The 18,541-nt window shown below is 61.4% G+C and carries 18 protein-coding genes and 1 pseudogene; 10 read left to right on the top strand and 9 right to left on the bottom strand.

What is annotated here, in order from left to right:
• The first annotated feature begins 49 nt into the window (after nt 1–49).
• Complete coding sequence (locus P3T21_RS24485; protein WP_429258543.1) at nt 50–1,177, top strand: MBL fold metallo-hydrolase; 1,128 nt, start codon at nt 50–52, stop codon at nt 1,175–1,177.
• A 2,334-nt stretch (nt 1,178–3,511) separates the two neighbouring features.
• On the top strand, nt 3,512–3,805 hold the full coding sequence (locus tag P3T21_RS24480) for a DUF1330 domain-containing protein (RefSeq protein ID WP_429258542.1): 294 nt from the start codon (nt 3,512–3,514) through the stop codon (nt 3,803–3,805).
• A gap of 144 nt (nt 3,806–3,949) precedes the next feature.
• On the opposite strand, the gene P3T21_RS24475 is transcribed toward P3T21_RS24480, so the two are convergent.
• The 3 genes from P3T21_RS24475 to P3T21_RS24465 form a co-directional block, all read right to left on the bottom strand.
• Entirely contained in the window at nt 3,950–4,288 is a 339-nt protein-coding gene (locus tag P3T21_RS24475) for a hypothetical protein (protein ID WP_429258541.1), read from the bottom strand.
• A gap of 122 nt (nt 4,289–4,410) precedes the next feature.
• Nucleotides 4,411–5,199: a tetratricopeptide repeat protein gene (locus P3T21_RS24470; RefSeq protein WP_429258540.1), complete on the bottom strand. Its 789-nt coding sequence runs from the start codon at nt 5,197–5,199 to the stop codon at nt 4,411–4,413.
• A gap of 47 nt (nt 5,200–5,246) precedes the next feature.
• Nucleotides 5,247–6,170 (bottom strand): Ku protein, encoded by a 924-nt coding sequence (locus tag P3T21_RS24465; RefSeq protein ID WP_429258539.1) that lies wholly within the window; start codon nt 6,168–6,170, stop codon nt 5,247–5,249.
• 354 nt (nt 6,171–6,524) lie between these two features.
• Here P3T21_RS24465 and P3T21_RS24460 point away from each other — a divergent pair, with 354 nt between their 5' ends.
• The 7 genes and pseudogenes from P3T21_RS24460 to P3T21_RS24430 all read left to right on the top strand — a co-directional run bounded on the left by P3T21_RS24460 (nt 6,525) and on the right by P3T21_RS24430 (nt 11,330).
• Entirely contained in the window at nt 6,525–7,406 is an 882-nt protein-coding gene (locus P3T21_RS24460) for an RNA polymerase sigma-70 factor (RefSeq protein WP_429258538.1), read from the top strand.
• 187 nt (nt 7,407–7,593) lie between these two features.
• Nucleotides 7,594–8,073: a carboxymuconolactone decarboxylase family protein gene (locus P3T21_RS24455; protein WP_429258537.1), complete on the top strand. Its 480-nt coding sequence runs from the start codon at nt 7,594–7,596 to the stop codon at nt 8,071–8,073.
• Nucleotides 8,074–8,084: 11 nt separating this feature from the next.
• Nucleotides 8,085–8,249, top strand: a pseudogene (locus P3T21_RS24450) (cupin domain-containing protein); the annotation flags it as partial.
• A 107-nt stretch (nt 8,250–8,356) separates the two neighbouring features.
• Entirely contained in the window at nt 8,357–9,358 is a 1,002-nt protein-coding gene (locus P3T21_RS24445) for a LysR substrate-binding domain-containing protein (protein WP_429258536.1), read from the top strand.
• 235 nt (nt 9,359–9,593) lie between these two features.
• Nucleotides 9,594–10,349 carry an SDR family oxidoreductase gene (locus P3T21_RS24440; RefSeq protein WP_429258535.1) on the top strand — a complete coding sequence of 252 codons (756 nt, stop codon included), beginning with the start codon at nt 9,594–9,596 and terminating at the stop codon, nt 10,347–10,349.
• A 25-nt stretch (nt 10,350–10,374) separates the two neighbouring features.
• On the top strand, nt 10,375–10,890 hold the full coding sequence (locus P3T21_RS24435) for an Ohr family peroxiredoxin (protein ID WP_429258534.1): 516 nt from the start codon (nt 10,375–10,377) through the stop codon (nt 10,888–10,890).
• A gap of 35 nt (nt 10,891–10,925) precedes the next feature.
• Nucleotides 10,926–11,330, top strand: a complete 405-nt coding sequence (locus P3T21_RS24430) for a DUF3331 domain-containing protein (protein ID WP_429258533.1) — start codon at nt 10,926–10,928, stop codon at nt 11,328–11,330.
• A 152-nt stretch (nt 11,331–11,482) separates the two neighbouring features.
• On the opposite strand, the gene P3T21_RS24425 is transcribed toward P3T21_RS24430, so the two are convergent.
• From P3T21_RS24425 to P3T21_RS24400, 6 genes are all read right to left on the bottom strand, one after another.
• Nucleotides 11,483–13,108: a methyl-accepting chemotaxis protein gene (locus P3T21_RS24425; protein ID WP_429258532.1), complete on the bottom strand. Its 1,626-nt coding sequence runs from the start codon at nt 13,106–13,108 to the stop codon at nt 11,483–11,485.
• A gap of 111 nt (nt 13,109–13,219) precedes the next feature.
• Complete coding sequence (locus P3T21_RS24420) at nt 13,220–14,347, bottom strand: porin (RefSeq protein WP_429258531.1); 1,128 nt, start codon at nt 14,345–14,347, stop codon at nt 13,220–13,222.
• 372 nt (nt 14,348–14,719) lie between these two features.
• Nucleotides 14,720–15,580, bottom strand: a complete 861-nt coding sequence (locus P3T21_RS24415; protein ID WP_429258530.1) for an ABC transporter permease — start codon at nt 15,578–15,580, stop codon at nt 14,720–14,722.
• Nucleotides 15,581–15,605: 25 nt separating this feature from the next.
• Complete coding sequence (locus P3T21_RS24410) at nt 15,606–16,403, bottom strand: ABC transporter ATP-binding protein (RefSeq protein ID WP_429258529.1); 798 nt, start codon at nt 16,401–16,403, stop codon at nt 15,606–15,608.
• A gap of 101 nt (nt 16,404–16,504) precedes the next feature.
• Nucleotides 16,505–17,518, bottom strand: coding sequence for an ABC transporter substrate-binding protein (locus P3T21_RS24405; protein ID WP_429258528.1), 1,014 nt, complete (start codon nt 17,516–17,518; stop codon nt 16,505–16,507).
• Nucleotides 17,519–17,758: 240 nt separating this feature from the next.
• Nucleotides 17,759–17,983, bottom strand: coding sequence for a CDGSH iron-sulfur domain-containing protein (locus tag P3T21_RS24400; protein ID WP_429258527.1), 225 nt, complete (start codon nt 17,981–17,983; stop codon nt 17,759–17,761).
• 177 nt (nt 17,984–18,160) lie between these two features.
• Between P3T21_RS24400 and P3T21_RS24395 the strand changes: the two genes are divergently transcribed.
• A complete protein-coding gene (locus P3T21_RS24395; protein ID WP_429258526.1) occupies nt 18,161–18,535 on the top strand; it encodes a DUF2784 domain-containing protein in 375 nt (124 codons plus the stop codon).
• The last annotated feature ends 6 nt before the right edge of the window (nt 18,536–18,541 follow it).

The following is an 18,541-nucleotide window of genomic DNA, read 5'->3' as shown; positions in this document are numbered from 1 at the left end:
GAAAATAAATTACACTGACTAGTCTACTTTCTGTAGCTGGACGCCTGATATGACATCGATTACCGGCTTCATCCAACGTGCCCTGGGCCTGACCGCCGCGCGACGCGGGCGTGAATTGTCCCGCTCCTCGGCGCAGCATGACGGCGAGCGCTTTCGCAACGTCAAGGCGCGTCCGGCCGAAGGCATCGGAAAGACGTTGGGCATCGCGTGGAATGTGCTGTTCAGAAAGCCGGACGGGACTGTTCCGGCAGGCACCCTGCCCGTCGACGCGCTGACGCGCGAACAGCTCGACGCCGCGCCCGACCGCAGCCTGTACCGTCTTGGGCATTCGACCATGCTGCTCAAGCTGCGCGGTCAGTTCTGGCTGACCGACCCGGTATTCGCCGAACGTGCATCGCCGTTCCGGCGGTTCGGTCCCCGGCGCTTTCATGCACCGCCCATCGCGCTCGAAGATTTGCCGCCGCTACGCGGCGTGATTCTGTCGCATGACCATTACGACCATCTGGACCGTGAGACCGTGCTGGCGCTCGCCGCCACGACGAGCGTGTTCCTGACGCCGCTGGGTGTCGGCGACCGGCTGATCGAGTGGGGTATCGATGCGTCGAAAGTACGCCAGTTCGACTGGTGGCAGGGTGTCGACATCGACGGCCTCGCGTTCACGGCGACACCCGCCCAGCATTTCTCCGGGCGCAGCATTTTCGACGGCAACAGCACGTTGTGGGCCTCATGGGTCATTGTCGACAGCGATCTGCGCGTGTTCTTCAGCGGCGACACGGGTTACTTCGACGGTTTCAGGACCATCGGCGAGCGGCTTGGCCCGTTCGACGTCACGCTGATCGAAACGGGCGCGTACGACGCTCAATGGCCCTACGTACACATGCAGCCGGACGACACCGTACAGGCGCACGTGGACCTGCGCGGACGCTGGCTCGTGCCGGTTCACAACGGCACGTTCGATCTGGCGATGCATCGCTGGCAGGAGCCGTTCGAGCGTGTGATGGGGCTCGCCGCTGCGCGCGGCATTGCCCTCTCGACGCCCCGCATGGGCGAGCGGCTGGAACTGGCCGCCCCGCACCGCGGAGAGCGGTGGTGGCGCGAGGTCGTCGAAACCGTGGACGCGACCAGGACGCCACGCCGATGGCTCTCCTGTCGCAATGCTGGCCACGCGGACCTTTAGGACCCGCCACGTGCCTAAGCCACCTGCGACGCACTCATCCGAATGTCGAACGGCAGCAGCAGACTCAAGCCGGCTATCCGCTAACCTCCACGGGCGGTAGAAGATGGGGATCAGCGACGTTGCGATAAATTTTCTATCATGAACCTGTGAGTTGTAAAAACGTTGCCATCCGCGCGGCCGACAGGCAGGACCACCGGACCGGCTTCCGGACGCGGTGTTGGGATGCTTTTCATCTGACCCTCTGCGTCTCGCGACGGGCATGGCCGCCCAGTGTTTAGCCGGCACATCGATCTCCCGCTCCCGCGCCACGCGGTTCGTGACAGGTTCGCCTCAACGCGGCGCCGGGACCCATCCCGCGCTGCAAGGTTCGCAAGGCTCAGGCAACCCGTTCAGGTACCTCCCGTTTGCGGAGGTCTGGCACAAGGACTGCTGAAATCGGAAAGGACGGTTGAAATCGGAGTATCCAGGCGCGTGCTTTCACAGCAGCCTCCCCGGTCGGGTTCGCCTGACAGGCGTACGTAAGTTGCCGCCCCAAACGGCGATCCCGACAAGTGCAGCTCCTCATCGAACAGGAGCCTCGCACGAAATACCCCGGGTGTCTGCGACGGAGCCCGTGGGCCGTCCGCCATGCACGGCAAGGGAGTCGAGATGTCTCACGAACTCTACATCCAGGCACTTAGCGCGATGTTCCTGTTCTGGAATGGGGCGCGCATCCTCACGTACCTTCCGACGATCGGCAAACTCCTCGCGAGGGAAGCGGACGTGCGCAGCCACAGTCTGCTGAGCTGGGGAAGCTGGACTTTCAGCAATGGCACGTTCGCGCTCATGCTTCTCGAAATGAGCCGGGGGATCCCAAATGGGATGTTCTGGATGAATCTGACCAATACGCTGATGTGCGTCATCGTTTCTCTCATCATCCTTTTCAGGCGGTTCCCGCGGCTGCAAGCAAGTGCGAGCAAAGTCTATCGAAAGATCAGACGAAATGAGTCGAGGCCTGGCGCCGAATCCGGACAGCCGGAGTTGCTGCATCTGGGTGCAGGTAGCCTGGCTGTGGGCGCCAGTCTTGCAGCTGATCCGGTACCGGCCGCACCGCCTGCGTGGTTCGGCCGCCCTGCGCTTTGGGTTGCGCCGGTAAGCGCATTGGCCCTCGGGGTCGTGGCTACCGCCACGTATGCTGTCTGGTCCAACCATGATCAGCCCGCCTACCTCGAAGCGAAGGCGAGCACACCGCAGGTGCCTGGGATAACCGAACCGGCATCGTCGACGCAACAAGTCTCCTTGTCTGGTCAGGTCACGCCATCGACCGCACCTCCTGCTCGCGCAACCGCAATCGCCCGTGCCGAACTCGCCCCGCCTGTGCCTTCCGGGTCGTTCGAGCGCCGCGCGGCACCTTCCAGGGATTCTGCTGCACCGCGGCCGGCTACAGGACGACCTGGCAAAGCGAGCAACGTCGCAACCCAGAATCGCGGGAATTGGGCGTCGCGCTTTGTGGCGAGCGTGCGGCAGGCGTTCGGCATCACCCAATCGACATCGCCAAAGCGACCGACGTCTTCGTCCGGTCATGGCGCGCCATCATCGTCAGCTTCCGCTCGTGGAACTGCGGCTGCCCGTGCTGAGATCGCCCGGCATGCGTCTTCCGCTCCGTTCGATCACGGCGCTGCACCTTCCCGGGATTTTGCTGCACCGCAGCTGGCTACGGGGCGGCCTGGTCGTGCGGGTGATTTCACCACGCAGGATCGCCGCCGTTCGGCGCGGCACGTTCCTGTGCAAGAAGCGCCGCCAACCGTCGTCTTCGAATCGGCTCCGGTCGTGTACCAGGGGCCTCCAGCCGTGTATCCGGAGCCTCCGGTCGTGTACGCGCGATGACCGGTTGCGGGCGGCGACTACAGGGACCGCACGCACTGGCATGACAACGGCTGGCACAAGAACTAGAAACATCATCAGCACGAGGAGGACAACGATTAAGGTCCACGTGCGCGCAGCACGATCCGGCCCGAACGCCGGGTTACAACAGTTCCGACATCGAGGCCGCCTGGCTTCCGGGAGCGGGCGAACGCAACGCCTGACGGCGCTTCACCAGCTCCATCAACGATCTGCACATGGCCCTCGAACTCCGCGGCCTTCGCTGTGGCAAATGATTACGGCGCCGAAAACGCCCGCCGCAGTCAGCACACCCTGAATTGCCCCATGTTCCAGCGCGAGTTCAGCAGGAAGTAAAACGCGTAGTCGGCGTCGCACGCGTGAACAAATGGGGATGCCGACACGTGACATAATTCGCTCGCTGTTTTGCAAACGCAAAAATTGCTTTCTCGCCCCCAGAACAAGGAGATTCAAATGAGCAAAGGATATTGGGTGACCGCATACCGCGAGATCAGGGACCCGTCGAAGCTGGCAGCGTACGCACAACTGGCAGCCCCCGCTGTGGCAGCCGCCGGCGGCAAATTCATCGTGCGCGGTTTAGCCGACGAGGTTCGTGAGCACGGCTTGAAGGAGCGGACTGTCGTGATTGAGTTTCCGACCTACGAGCAGGCGGTTGCCGCATACGAAAGCGATGCATACAAGAAAGCGCTTGGGGCCTTGGGCGACGCCGTCGAGCGCGATCTGCGAATCGTTCGCGGCGCCGAATGACGCGCAAGACGCGACGGCTGCGACCGGCGTGAGGTGGCGCCTCATGGTCGCGTCGCGGGGATTCGAGCGCGACAAGGCGCGCAGACGAGAGTCTGAAAGTGAGGGCCTGCCGAAAGCAATGAATGAAGCGAACAGTGCCCAGCGCTAAACCGGCGAAAAGACCACGGCTCCGCTATCCTCGATTTGCGTGAAGCTGCGAACAAACTGGTACGTCTGTTCGCCGATTGCTATTCGGTTTGCGCCGGCATTTGTTATCGTAAGTATCTCGTCGGCCATGCCTGCCGAAATCGTTCCCCGGCGAGTCAAATCGTCCTGAGTGCCCGCCGGGTCGCCGACATAAACAGCGCAGACGTCCGTACTGTGGCGCAGCATCACGACGCACGCTCCTGCGTCGAGCGAGAGTTCGAGATACTCGGCCAGAGTCAGCAGCGACTCCGATATGTGTCCCTGCGGACTATGGGCCGAACCAATATCTGTCGCCATCCTGTGGACCCTCCGTAAAACCTGCATTGCCTGAACAGGACGCTCGCCCCCGCAGCCATAGCTTCACTATAACCGTCGACGGACAAATCCGGAACGAGAAGACATCAGTATTGTTCGGGGCTTCAGTTGCTTAACCGGCGCCAGGCGCTCAAATGGCGTACAAAGCCCTGCTTGTCACCAAGTTTGTCGCGAAGAATGGCAAGGTTGTGATGCGCATCGGCGTAGGACGGATTGAGCTCAAGACATTGCTCGTAGCTCTGCGCAGCGTCATCCAACCGACCGAGCCCGTCGAGCGCGACAGCCCGGTTGAAATGCAATACCGCGTCATCAGGAAAATGCGACAACGCTTCGTCGAAGACGCGAAGCGAGTCTTCGCATCGCGCTTCGTCTTCGCACAGCAGCGCACCCAGGTCGACGTAGGCAGCGTAAAACGGCTCGGGCGCGAGCTCCAACGCCTTCCTGTACGCCTCCTCGGCACCTTTGACATCAGATTCCCTCAACTGCTCGCCGAGGTCGTACCATTCCCCTGCTTGAAGCGCTGCTTCCTTCTGCCCTGGCATCGTGTCGAGGAACACGACATCTCCCCTGATGTCGGCGACTTCAATATCAAGCAAAAACTGTCCAGTGTTTGCGTCCCATTGAGACGGTCCAGTCCTGACTGCAATCGTGTCGCCCACAGCCGTGACGCGGATGCCCGAGAGAGGCAGTTCATCCGGCAATTCAGCCTTCAGTCTCAAAAGAGCGTTGACTATCTTTCGCGGAGGTATCTTCGCCATACGCAACTGCAATGCAGTACGCAGCAGAACGACATCCTGGAACGTGAACTGTAGCCGGTTGCGTGGCCCGCGCGACGGCGTAACAAAGCCGGCGGCAACCAGGCTGGAAACCACACGCCGGGAAACGCCCAGCATCGACTGCAACCGGGTTAGCGAAATGTCGTACGCGGTGTGTCGTCGCGTCACTTCCGGGCCCGCACCTTTGCTGGAACTTCGGCCGGTGTCTTCGGAGAGCGGGCCGCGGGCTTTCGCACCTTGGGCACAGCGGCAATTTCCGTATCGGGCGCAGCACTCTTGCGCCTGGGCGCAGAAGTGGTTTTGGCCTTTGCACCTCCCCTACCAAGACTGGCGCGCAATGCTTCCATCAGATCGATGACCTCGCCACTCGAAACCGCCTCTTCCGGCTCCGTCGAGATGATTTCCTTGCCCTCAATCTTTCTGTCGATGGCCGCAAGAATGCGCTCCTTCTCTTCGTCCTCGTAGGCCGCCGGGTCGTAGTTGTCTTCCATACCCTGCTCGATGATTTGAAGCGCCAGCTTAAGTTCAGCAGCCGACACCGGAACGTGTTCGATGCTCAAATCCGTGAGCGATCGAACCTCATTCGCATAGAGCAACTGCTGGAAAACAAGCCCGTTATCGTTCGGCCGCACCTGGACGATCCGGGTCTTGCCCTTGAAAGACCATTTGGCAAGCGCGCAACGGCCGCTTTCAGCCAGCGCCTGTTGCAGCAGACTGTACGGCTTGCCGCCCCGTTTGTCGGGCGCGATGAAATACGCCTTGTCGTAATAGACCGGGTCGACCGCTTTCTCTGGTATGAAAGCCAGTATCTCGACGACATGACTGGCGCTTTCCTCCAGCGCCTTGAGCTCGTCACCGGTAAATACGACGAATTTGTCTTTCTCGAACTCGTAGCCTTTCTTCATCGAAGCGCGTTCGATGACAGCCCCTGTCGACTCGGAGACATACTGCTGCTTCACGCGGGAGCCGTCAGGCGCCAGCAGGTTAAACCGGACGTCGGAGGCGCTCTCGGTCGCGGAGTAGAGCCTGACGGGAATGGAGACAAGACCGAAGGACAGGGATAAGGAGGCAATTGAGCGCGCCGGCATGAGCTTCTCCTCTCGAGCCGGCGCGAGCGCCAGCTCGTAACGGCCGGCTCCCCGGAGCCCGCCAGGTGTCGATGCAACCCAGAATGGGCCGAACGATAGCGGAAGCTTATCATCCCGCTGCATCGAAGTCCCGGCTGTGCGGGAACACCGTAGCATTCAGTGCGCGGTGTCCTCGTTTCCCTGGACGCCGCCGGGGAACGGCTGACCGTCTGCGTCAACGATGGCAGCGAGCCTGGGAGGCAGCTTGTGACAGTGCCGGGCATCTCAATGCGTCGTCCCATCCGTGGCAATATGCAACTGTCAGCACCTTGTTCGAGCGGCGCTTGTGCCTCTAACGCACCAGGAAGTCTGTTCATGGACGACGACGCACATGCCTTTAACGGGCTCCGCCCCCGATTGCAGAAGATTGCCTATCGAATGCTGGGGTCTGTTGCCGAAGCCGAAGATATCGTGCAGGACGTCTGGCTGCGTTGGCACGCGGCGGCCCGCGAAGGCATCGACAACGCGGAAGCGTGGCTCGTCGCGGTCACGACGCGGATGTCCATCGACCGTCTGCGCGCGGCGAAGATTCAACGCGAACACTACACGGGCATGTGGTTGCCCGAACCCCAGATAACCGACTCGCCGGCTACGCCCGAGGAATTCACGGAGCGCGCCGACGACGTCTCCGTCGCTTTTCTGATGCTGCTCGAGCGGCTGACGCCGGAAGCACGGGCGGCGTTCCTGCTGCGCGAGGTCTTCGACGCGGACTATGGCGAAGTCGCTGAAGCGATTGGCAAGACGGAGGCGGCGTGCCGTCAACTGGTAAGCCGTGCGAAAGCGCAACTACGCGACGAACGCCCGCGTTACGAAGTGCCGCGCGAGACGCATCTTCGACTGCTGCAGACCTTCGCGCAGGCGCTGCAGCGCGGCGACTTCCATGCGATCAATGCATTGCTGGCCGAAGACGCGATGCTGATTGGCGACGGCGGCGGCAAAGTCCCGAGCTTCTCACAACCGATGGTGGGCGGCCAGCGCATCGCACAACTGTTCTACGCGTCGTCGCGACGTTACGGCAGCGAACTCGGCGTCAAGCTCGTGGTGCTGAACGGTCAGTGGGCGCTGCTGCGCTTTATCGAAGGCAAGCTCGAATCGGCGCAATCGTTCGAAACTGACGGCGAGCGCATCGTCCGCATCCACATGCAGCGCAACCCCGACAAGCTGGCGCGCATCGCAGCGGCATGCGCCAACGGTTGAACACTGATATCTCTCCGGCGCGCACGCGCGGCGCATGTCGTGGATTGGTGCCGCGCGGGCAACACCGTGAGCCCGTTCGCATGTCTACCGCGACACGCCCCGTCCGTCTACGATGACTTGTTGCGGCTCTTGCCGCTAACGGCACTCGATAAACACGGGTGTTCACTCATCGTCGCCAGGAGAAATCATGACGCAGCGTATCAACTATTTTCAGCAATCACCGGCACTGGTCAAGAAGTTCGTCGAGCTCAGCGAGCTGCTGAAGGACAGCGCAATCGAAGAATCGATCCGTGACCTCGTCTCGATCCGGGCGTCGCAGATCAATGGCTGTGGATTTTGCCTGGACATGCACGTGAAGGAAGCGCGCATCCACGGCGAGCGGGAACTGCGCATCCATCATCTCGCGACGTGGCGCGAGTCGACGCTCTTCGCACCGCGCGAACGCGCCGCGCTTGCCTGGGCGGAAGTGCTGACGAAGCTTCCCGAACACGGCGTACCCGACGATATCTACGAACGCGTACGTACCCAGTTCTCAGAAAAGGAACTGTCGGACCTGACGTTCGAAGTGATGGCCATCAACGGATGGAACCGTGCGAACGTCGCGTTCAAGACGGTGCCGGGCTCGTCCGACAAGGCATTCGGTCTGGACAAGGCGAACCTTTCCTGAGCGGACGGCTTCTAAAGAGCGGCAAGGAAGTCACGCTGACGCCCGGACAGACCTTCTATGAAGGTCCGAACGATATTCACACGGTCGGACGCAACGCGAGCCAGACCCAGCCGGCAAAGTTCATCGTGCTGCTGCTGAAGGACAAGGGCGCGCCCGTTCTCGTGCCGGAGAAGTAAGGCCGTCAGCACGTCCACACATCCGCCGCAAAAAAATCGGTGGACGATGTCACAAATGGAAGCGCTCGTACGTCTAGTCGCGTATGGACTCCACGACTTGCACTTCCATGTCAGATTACACATCACGCCCATCCGTCTGCGGCGCCGACGATCCGTTCGCCAGCAGCTTTGCAACCAGTTACGCAGGCGTCGTTTCTTTTCTGGCCGTTGCCAACGAAGGCAGCTTTGCCCGCGCGGGCGATCGCCTCGGCATCGGCCGTTCCGCGGTTAGCCGCAACGTGCAGAAGCTCGAGGCCCAGCTCGACGCGCGCCTCTTTCTGCGCACGACACGCAGCACTTCGCTGACGCGCGAGGGCGAACTCTTCTACGAAAACTGCCAGCCGGGCGTGGAGCGAATCGTCCAGGCGCTGGAAGACATGCGCGAGCTGCGCAACGGGCCACCGCGCGGCCATCTGCGCATCGGCTCGACGCCCGGCTTCGGCCGCAAGATTGTCGCGCCGCTGCTGCGGGGCTTTCACGCGCAATATCCCGAGATCGCACTGGAGTTGCTGCTGAGCGACCGTCCCGCAGACTTCACCGTCGATCGCATCGACGTATCGTTTCGCGATGGACGCATGGAAGGCAGCGGGATCGTCGCGCGGCAACTGATTCCGATGCAGATGATTGTCTGCGCATCGCCTGCCTATGCACGGGCTCATGGTTTGCCGCGCCATGTCGACGAACTGGGCGATCATCGCTGCATCAATTTCCAGACGCCGTCGGGCCGCGTCAGGGAGTGGGAGTTCAAGGTCCACGGTCTTGTACAGCGGCGCCAGCCCGTCGCGCTGCACACGTTCAACGACGCGGATCTGATCCTGCAGGCGGTACTTGACGGGCTGGGTATCGCGCAGTTGCCGGCCTATCAGGTTTGCGATCTGCTTGGCGGCGGGCAGTTGATCAGTAGTCTCGCGCAGCACGCGCCCGACGACGGCGGTCACTACCTCTGCTATCTCAGCCGCAAGCATCTTCCTGCCCGAATCCGTGTGTTCGTCGATTACATGACTGAACACACCAGAGCGCTCGACTTGCAGTGTCTGACGACCATGACGATGTTATCGACAGTCGATTGACGATACCCAGATCGACGATGCCTTGATTGATGCTCCCGATGCAACACGGTGGGTCCCTCGGCGACTCTACCGCGAGTCGAAGTGCATGCCTATGATGCTTCCTGTACGGACGCCGTGCGAATCGCGGCGAGTCCGGCAAAGCGCCGGCAGTCCCACACGTAGTGATGTGATGTAAGCCGGATGCGACAAACTGGCCGCGGTTTGACAGCCGCGCACAAGCTCTTGGAGAAAGATCATGAAGATCGTTGTGATCGGTGGCACGGGACTCATCGGCAGTAAAGTCGTCAAGGACCTGCGCGCACGCGGTCATGCCGTCGTTGCGGCCTCGCCCGCGTCGGGCGTCAACACGATGACGGGCGAAGGTCTGAACGAAGCGCTGGCGGGCGCAAACGTCGTGGTCGATCTGGCCAACTCACCTTCGTTCGAAGATGCCGCTGTGCTCGAGTTCTTCGAGACATCGGGCCGGAATCTGTTTGCTGCGGAGATTGCCGCGGGCGTAGCGCATCACGTCGCGCTGTCCGTCGTCGGTACCGACCGCCTCGCACAAAGCGGCTATTTCCGCGGCAAGATCGCCCAGGAAAAGCTGATCCGCGAATCGGGTGTGCCGTACACGATCGTCCATTCGACCCAGTTCTTCGAGTTTCTCGGCGGCATTGTTCAATCGGGTAGCGACGGCCAGACCATACGGCTGTCACCTGCGCTTTTCCAGCCGATTGCATCGGACGATGTGGCGGCCGCCGTCGCGGACTTTGCAGTCGGCGAACCGCTCAACGGCGTCGTGGAGATCGCTGGTCCGGAACGCGTGCGGCTTGCCGAAATGGTGCAGCGTTTCCTCTCGGCGAGTCACGATTCGCGCAAGGCCGTCGAAGATGCAACCGCACGTTACTTCGGTGCAGAGTTGCAGGACGACACGCTCGTCCCAGGCGCCAACCCACGTCTCGGCACCGTGAACTTCGACGCGTGGTTTGCCGAGGCACAGGCCGCGAAATAAGCGGCAGCCACAGACGACGCGCGCCATGACCACCTTGCGTCCACCGCCGCTGACGCTGCTCGACAGGTATCACGGGCAAGACACCCAGACGCTGTATTCGACTACTGTCACCGTGACGGGCGGCCACGCGGGTCACGGGCGCGCGTCGTGCATCGCGCGTTCCGACGACGGCCAGCTCGCAGTCGATCTGCGATTGCCGAAGGCGCTGGGCGGGCCTGATGGCGGCACCAATCCGGAGCAACTGTTCGCCGCGGGTTACGCGGCCTGCTTCCACGGTGCGCTGAGTCTGCTTGCGGCACGTTCGGGCATTCCGGTTCCAGGCGCTTCGGTCGAAGTCACGGTCGATTTCGGCCGCGACCCGATCGATGGCCTGTTCATGCTGACGGCGTACACCCGCATCCGTCTGCCCGGTGTCGAGCGCGCCGTCGCCGAGGAACTGGTCCGCAACACCGAACGCTTTTGCCCTTACACCAAGATGGCACGGCAGGGGATCGTGAACGTGGTTGCGCTCGTGCCGCCGGACAACGCCGGCGAAGCGTAACGCCGTCTGTCTGCGTCCATCGAAGGAGCTTGAACATGAGCAGAACCGACCCCTGGTTTCAGATCGTCAACTGGTTGCGCGGATGTACTCCCGATACAACGCGCCTGACTCGCAGGCCAGCGCTTCATGCATCGCGAAACTTCCGCAATCCGAAGCCGTGCGCGATGGCCAATGCTTCGTCCATCAGCCACATCGAGTGGCAGACGGCACGCACGATCCTCATTTCGTGGAGCGATTCGACGCTCGGCCGGTATCAGGATCAGACGTGGCGGGCCGGCTTCGCGCGCACCTCGGGCGTTTGCGGGCTGACGGGTGTTCCGGTGCGTCGGGGCGACGCCGTTTTCCGGCCGCTCATACGTGCAGCCATCAAGCCGACGAATGCCTTCGACATGATTCTCGCGGAAACGTTGTTGCAGGAAGAGCAGAGCGTTGCGCGATAAAACCCTGGACGCCGCCAGCCTCAAGCGGTGGCCATCTGCGCCGATGGCCACACGTCGGTCAACGCTCCCGGACCCCAGTCACCTGGCCGAAACACCCTTCCAGTGATGCGTGAGGCCCTCGCCCAGAAAGTGTCCGGCTCTGCCGGGGGTCGTCATGCGCTCGCCGGCGACAGCTCGGGCGCGACCCAGTTCTGCCTGCTGGGTTCCCCGGCGGACGGCTTGTCGGTTTCACGCAGCCTGAACACTGCCACCGCATCGTCGAGCGCGCGCGCCTGATCTTCCAGCGACGCCGCCGCAGCTGCAGCTTGCTCAACCAGCGCAGCGTTCTGTTGCGTCGCGTTGTCCATCTGCGTCATCGCACGATTGATCTGATCAATGCTGAGCGACTGTCCTTCGGAAGCCACGCTAATTTCGCTGACGATGCCGGTGACGTTGCGGGCCGCTGTGACGATTTCGGCCATTGTCTTGCCGGCGCGAGCCGCCAGTTCGGCACCGTTGCGCACCTTCGCAACCGAATCGCCGATCAGCTCCCTGATCTCTTTCGCCGCAGCGGCCGAACGTTGCGCGAGCGCGCGCACTTCGCCCGCGACCACCGCGAATCCGCGTCCCTCCTCGCCTGCACGTGCTGCTTCGACAGCCGCATTCAAAGCGAGTATGTTGGTCTGGAACGCAATGCCCTCGATCGCGCCGATGATATCGACGATCTGGTTTGAACTCGACGACATGTCCGCGATCACGTCGACAACCTCGCCGACGACGTCGCCGCCGCGTGCCGCGATCTCCGACGCGTTTTCCGCAAGCGCACTGGCCTGCCGCGCGTTATCGGCATTTTGCCGGACCGTCGCCGTCAACTCATCCATGCTCGATACGGTTTCCTCCAGCGTCGCCGCCTGGTGCTCGGTGCGCGTCGACAGGTCGGCATTGCCGCTCGCGATCTCGCGCACGCCGTGCGTGATTGCCGCCGTTCCCTGACGCACCTGACTCACGGCAGCAACGAGCCCCACCTGCATACGGGCGAGTGCCGCCATCAACCGTCCCATCTCGTTGACGCGCAGCGTTTTGATTTCACTTGCCAGATCACCCGCGGCAATGCGCTCGAAATGACGGATCGCGGCATCGATAGGCCGCACGATCGAATTCGTCAACGCGAATCGCGCGACGAGGCCGAGGACCATCGCGGCAGACCCGATCGCGCCGAAGAGCCAGAGCAGCATATAAAAATGCTGTTGTGCGGACGCAAAGCGTGCTTTTTGCTGCCCGGCCTGAAAATCCTCGAGCGCGAGCGCGGCGCTCCCGTAGTCACTGAACAATGTGTCGGGCGCCTGCCGCTGCGTTGTCCGGAACAACATGAAATCGTTCTGGTCGAGCGCCGTGATTTCAGGGGCAAGCGCCTGTTTCATCAATTGCTCGCGCTTCGTGCGCAGCGTGTCAGTCAGCTTCCGCTCAACCTCATTCGCCGGCGGCTGCGCGGCATAGGCCGCCAGCTCACGATCGCTGGCCGTCTGCTCGGCATGCACTCGCGCGAGTACCGCGTCGGTTGGCTTTCCCTGCGTGACGAGCGTTTCGTACGCGCCGAGATCCACCCGCACCTGCAGAAGCGCTTCGCTGCTGGCGGTAAGGTGCCGCAGCGCGGCCGTCTCTTCGCTGTACATCTTGTCGAGCGCCGTGTTGGCCGTTTTCAGACCCGCGATCGATGTTGCGATCACGAGCATCAGCGCTGCCGTGTAGCCGGCGATCGTGATCGTCAGAGCTGCCCGGATAGTGGTATTTCTGAACATGGCTGTCTTCCTCGACCCGCTGAGCAGAAAAAAAGCGGCCGACGGACAGGTCCGCGGCCGCAAGCAGGAGAACATCGTTAGACGGAACCGCTGCGAGGCTCCGATTCCGGATCAGAAGCGCGTGCGCACGCCCGTCGTCAGTTCGAGCTGATTGTTCGAGCCGAACGTGCTTCCGACTGTATAGCCGCCATGCAGCTTCATGTAATCGCCGGCCAGATACACTTCAGTGCGCTTGGACACATGATAGAAGATCGAACCGTACAGCGTTTCCTTGAAGCCATTGTGGAGTCCTGACGCCGGATCGAAAGCGCCGATGTTCGCGTTCGGGATATTGCCGTCGGCGTTGTATGCGGCGTTATGCACGCGCATCTGCTGATAGCCGAGTTCGTAGTCGAGCGGACCTTTCGGAGCCAGCTTGAACGACACCGTCCATGCGTTGTCCTGACGCTGGCCGAGCGAACCCTGATTGCCCAGGTAACGGAAGTAACCCGCATTGGCGCGCACAATACCGAAGTTGTAGTTGCCACCCACCGACCACGTCTGGTTCGTAAAGCCAACGCGATTGACGTGATTATAGAAACCCGACACGTCGAACGCGCCACCGTTGTACCCAAGCGCTGCCTGGTAGTTAGAGTTGGAGCTGAACGTCGTTGTGTTGCCGAATGCGTAGCCTGCGCTCGCAAAGATGCCATTGCTGAACAGCTTCTTCCATGCGAGGCCGTTGGTATAACGGGTGCCGGTGGCGCTGGCCGCGTAGAAAATCATCTGCTTGAAGTTGTTGGAGTTCGTCCAGCCGCCCTCCTCCGTCGTCAGCCTGGCGCTGCCGTAGGCATCGCCGTAGATCGTCGATGCGTCGCGTGCAATGGTGTTCTGGAACCCTGCCGTGATCTTGCCGAACGTGTCATTTTCGATACCGACCCATGCGTCACGATCAAAGATCTGACCCGGATCTTCCATCTGGCCGTTGGCGACTACGAATTCACTCTCCAGCCGGAAAATGATCTTCGAGCCTCCGCCGATGTCTTCCGCGCCCTTCAAGCCCCAGCGGCTGCCGCTGAACCACGGTTCGCCGTCGTTGCCCATGCCGATGACATGATTGCCGTTCGCGTCCGCGTGCGTCCGATAGGTAGGAACGCTCAGGTCCATCAGGCCATAAAGCTGGACGCTCGACTGTGCGTGCGCGCCGGTCGCCGCGAAAGCGCCTGCCGTGACGGCCAAAGCCAGATACTTTTTCTTCAAGATCGTCTCCTCAATTTACTACGTCAAAATTTTCGTTCTCGTCGTCTGCCGCGACTGCCGCCAGATTTCCAGACGACGCCCCCTCGGCCGATGAACGCAATCCTAGTTACCTCAATCCTTCAAGCACCTTTCCCGTATCTTTTGCACAACTACGTGTATTCACTGATGTACGTCACAAAATCGGCGTTCGCTATGGGGCATCGTTGCTGCGCAGGATGTAACCGGACCACGCAACGTCGTGATCTGCGCGCTCGAGATGCAAAGATGCTTGCGAAAACGGGGGAAAAATGGATGTCGATGGCGCCTGCGCCCGGTTCGTCGTCGACGAGCGCAAGGCCTCGGGTGGCGGTATCCTCCCCCGCCAGGTGAAGTTCAGAATGCCGCGGGTCTCCACTTCAGCAAGCGCTTTTCCAGCGCGGTGAGCAGATAGTCCGCGGTGAGCGCGACCACCGCCAGCACGATCATTGCTGCGAACACACCACTCGCATTAAATGCACCTTGCGCTGTCGAGATCAGCAGGCCGATGCCCTGCTTCGAACCGAGGAACTCGCCAACCACCGCACCGACAAGCGCAAATCCGAAGCTCACGTGCAAACTCGCGAGAATCCACGACAGCGCCGATGGAATCACCACCGAAGTAGTCAACTGACGCCTGGAGGCACCGAGGATCTGCGCATTCGCAATCATGTAGCGGTCGGCTTCACGCACGCCCTGGAAGGCATTGCCGAATACCACAAAGAACACCATCACGACCGCCAGCGCGACCTTCGAAGCCATGCCGAGGCCAAGCGCGATCACGAACACCGAGCCGAGCACGACGCGCGGGATGGAATTCGCGATCTGGATATAGAGACTGAACACATCGGACAACAGCTTGTTGCGGCCAAGCGCTACGCCGCACACGATGCCGCCGATCGACCCGATCAGGAAACCGAGGAAAGTTTCTTCAAGGGTGACCCAAACCTGCTGTAGCAGCGGGCCTTGAGAGGTACCGTTCACGAACCAGTCGACGATCTGCGCGAAGATCGCCGACGGCATCGAGAAGAAAAATGGATCGATCCATTTCAGCCGCCCGCCCGTTTCCCATCCACCCAGCACGACTACCAGCACCAGTACCCGCAGGCCGATGACCAGTGCATGTCGCTGGCGCAGCCGGCGCTGGGCGAGCTTTTCAACATTCGCCAGCGACGCGCCGTCGAAGCCCGCCTGCAGCGCGTATTCAGGGGTTGCCATCAGTGTTTTCCAGTGTCAGGTTGTGTCAGGCGATCTGCACTTCTTCGCGCAGGTCATGCCAGATATCGCGCGAAATTTCGATGAAGCGCGGCTCGTAGCGGATCTCCGATGTAATACGCGGACGTGGCAGATCGATCTCGTACACCTTCTTCAGCGTGGCGGGCCGTGCAGTCAACACGAACACTCGATCGGCCAGCGCGATCGCCTCCTCGAGATCGTGCGTGACGAACACCACCGATCCTGCATTGCCCGACCACAACTGCAGCAATTCGTCCTGCATCAGCGTGCGGGTCTGCATGTCGAGCGCGGAGAACGGCTCGTCCATCAGCAGGATTTCCGGCTTGTTGATGAAGGTCTGCGCGAGCGCGACGCGCTTTCGCATCCCGCCCGATAGCTGATGCGGATAGTGCCTGCCAAACTTCTCGAGCCCGACGCGACGCAGCCATTCATTGGCTTCGTCGTGCGCGGCCGATTTCGAACGGCCGCGATACAGCGGCCCGGCTGCGACGTTATCGAGCACCGAACGCCACGGAAACACGGCATCGGCCTGAAACACAAAGCCGATGCGCGGATCGATGCCGTCCACCGGCGCGCCCATCACGCGCACCTCGCCGGTGGTCGGCTTGAGGAGCCCGGTAATCATGCTGAGCGTGGTGGATTTGCCGCAGCCGGTCGGCCCGACCACCGCCACGAACTCGCCTTTCGCGACCGACATGCTGAAATCGCGCAATGCGACCGTCGCCTTGCCGTCCGGAGAAATAAAGCGACATGAGACCGACTGGAACTCGATCACCGGGGCGTCGCTGGAAACAGCGTGGTTCATCGGGAACGTCCATGGTAGTGGCCGGTGCCGCGAAGGCGGCACCGGAAGCGCAACGAAATCAGGCTGCAACAGATAGACAACCGCAGCCGGCAGGCGCCGATTTATTTCGAACTGACGAACTCGTTGGTGTAGGTTTTTGCCAGTTCGATATGCTTGCCTTTGACCGACGGATTGAAAGCCGACAGCACCTTCAGCACCATCTCCGGACCGTCCGCAGGCATCTTTCCGTCCGCCGTGAACATCGGCAGCGACGCTTTCAGCGCGCTCACATAAAGCGGCTTGTCTTTCTGATAGTCGTCAGGCATCTTCGCTGCAATTTCTTCCGCGCTATGCGTGTGGATAAACTGCATCGTGCGAACGAACGCGTGCGCAAGCTTTGCTGCTTCAGCCTTGTGAGAATCGGCCCATGCCGCCTGGACATAGAGGCTCGAGGCCGGGTAGGTGCCGCCCAGTGCCGCCTTCGTGCCTTCCACCGAGCGCATGTCGACGAGCACCTTCGCGTCGCCGGACTTTTGCAGTGCCGAGACGGTCGGCTCGGTCGTCATGCCGGCGTCGATGCGACCTTGCTTAATCGCCGCGATAAAGCTGGCGTCAGCGCCCACCGGCAGCATTGTGTATTCCGTCGACTGGATGCCGTGCTGTCCGGCAAGGTATTGCGTAAGGAAGCTTGTCGAGGAACCGAGGCCAGTGACACCGAGCGTCTTGCCCTTGACGTCGGCCATCGATTTGACCGTTTCGGCCGCTTTGGTCGACACCATTTCGACCTCGCCCGGCACCTGGCCAAACACGACGATCGCCTTGACGTCCTTGCCTTTGGTTTGCAGATCGATCGTATGGTCGTAGAAACCGACGACAGCCTGAACGGCGCCGGCCAGCAGTTCGTTTTCAGCGTCGACGCCGGCCGGCTGCGACAGCAGTTCGACGTCGAGCCCTTCATCCTTGAAATAGCCGAGCTGTTCGGTCAGGCGCGCCGGCAAATAAATCAGCTTCGTGATGCCGCCGACCATGATCGTAATCTTCCCGCCGTCGGCTGCCGTCGCGTTCTGCGACGCAAGGCCGAACAGCAAACTGGAAGCAATGGCGACATGGCGCAGCGTGCGAAAGCTAGGGGTCATCGATAGTCTCCGTTATTGTCTGGCGCGGCGGAATGCCGCCTGTCTGCATCGATGGGGCGATTCTAGGGGAGCGAATCCTTCTTTCGCCTTTCACGGCGATACAAGTTCCATGCGGGATTTCCATGAGAGACAAGCGCGCCGCCGGGCATGAGCCCGGCCCGTGCTGAACCAACGGTTCACCTCGCGTCCTTGACGCAATGTGCGAAGCTCGCGCCGAACCTGCCTACAACAACGGATGCATCAGGGCGTTTCTCCCTCCTGCGGCTTTTCGTCAAGATTGCTTTTGAACTCGGCCTTCCTGTGTGAACCGTCGCAGAATGGCTTGTTCTGCGAGTGGCCACATCGACATAGCCAGACCTCATCCTTATCCACCTCGATATTTTTTCCGCCCTGGGTGGTAATCTTGAAGTCACCCTTGATGTAGTACGGGCCGTCGTTCCGGGGGGTGATAATTGCAGTTGCCATTTGCGCCTCCGATGATTGTGAATCGCGCGGACCCGCCCATGTACGGGTCACTCGATGCCGCAACCCGGATACAGGTCCTGTTTCAGTCTATATCTGATACCGCGCCAGGGCGCGGCGCGCATCGCGGCATCGCACAAAAACCAGTCTGAAGTTCGCCACGGATGGTGTGAGGACATCATGATCTGGCTCGCCGATGCGGTGCTCGTGATGCACGCGCTGCTCGCGCTTTTTATCGTGGGCGGACTCGCGGCGATCTGGGTTGGCTCGAGCCTCGATTGGGAATGGGTACGCCATCGGCTGTTCCGGCTCGCTCATCTGTTCGCGATCGGCCTGGTGTCGACCTTGTCGCTGCTGGGTGTAGCCTGCCCCCTGACCGTGCTGGAAGACTGGCTGCGCAACAGCTCGGTTGGGCCGCAAGGTTTCATCCAGCGCTGGGTGAGCCGCCTGCTCTATTACGATGTGCCGGTCTGGGTGTTTACGCTCTCTTATGTGATGTTCGCTCTGGTGGTGCTGCTGACCTGGCGCAGGGTGCCGCCCCGAAAACGCACGTAACCCAAA

The organism is Paraburkholderia sp. GAS334 (genome assembly GCF_050436625.1).
GTDB lineage: Bacteria > Pseudomonadota > Gammaproteobacteria > Burkholderiales > Burkholderiaceae > Paraburkholderia.
This window is presented reverse-complemented; position numbering and strand designations above follow the sequence as displayed.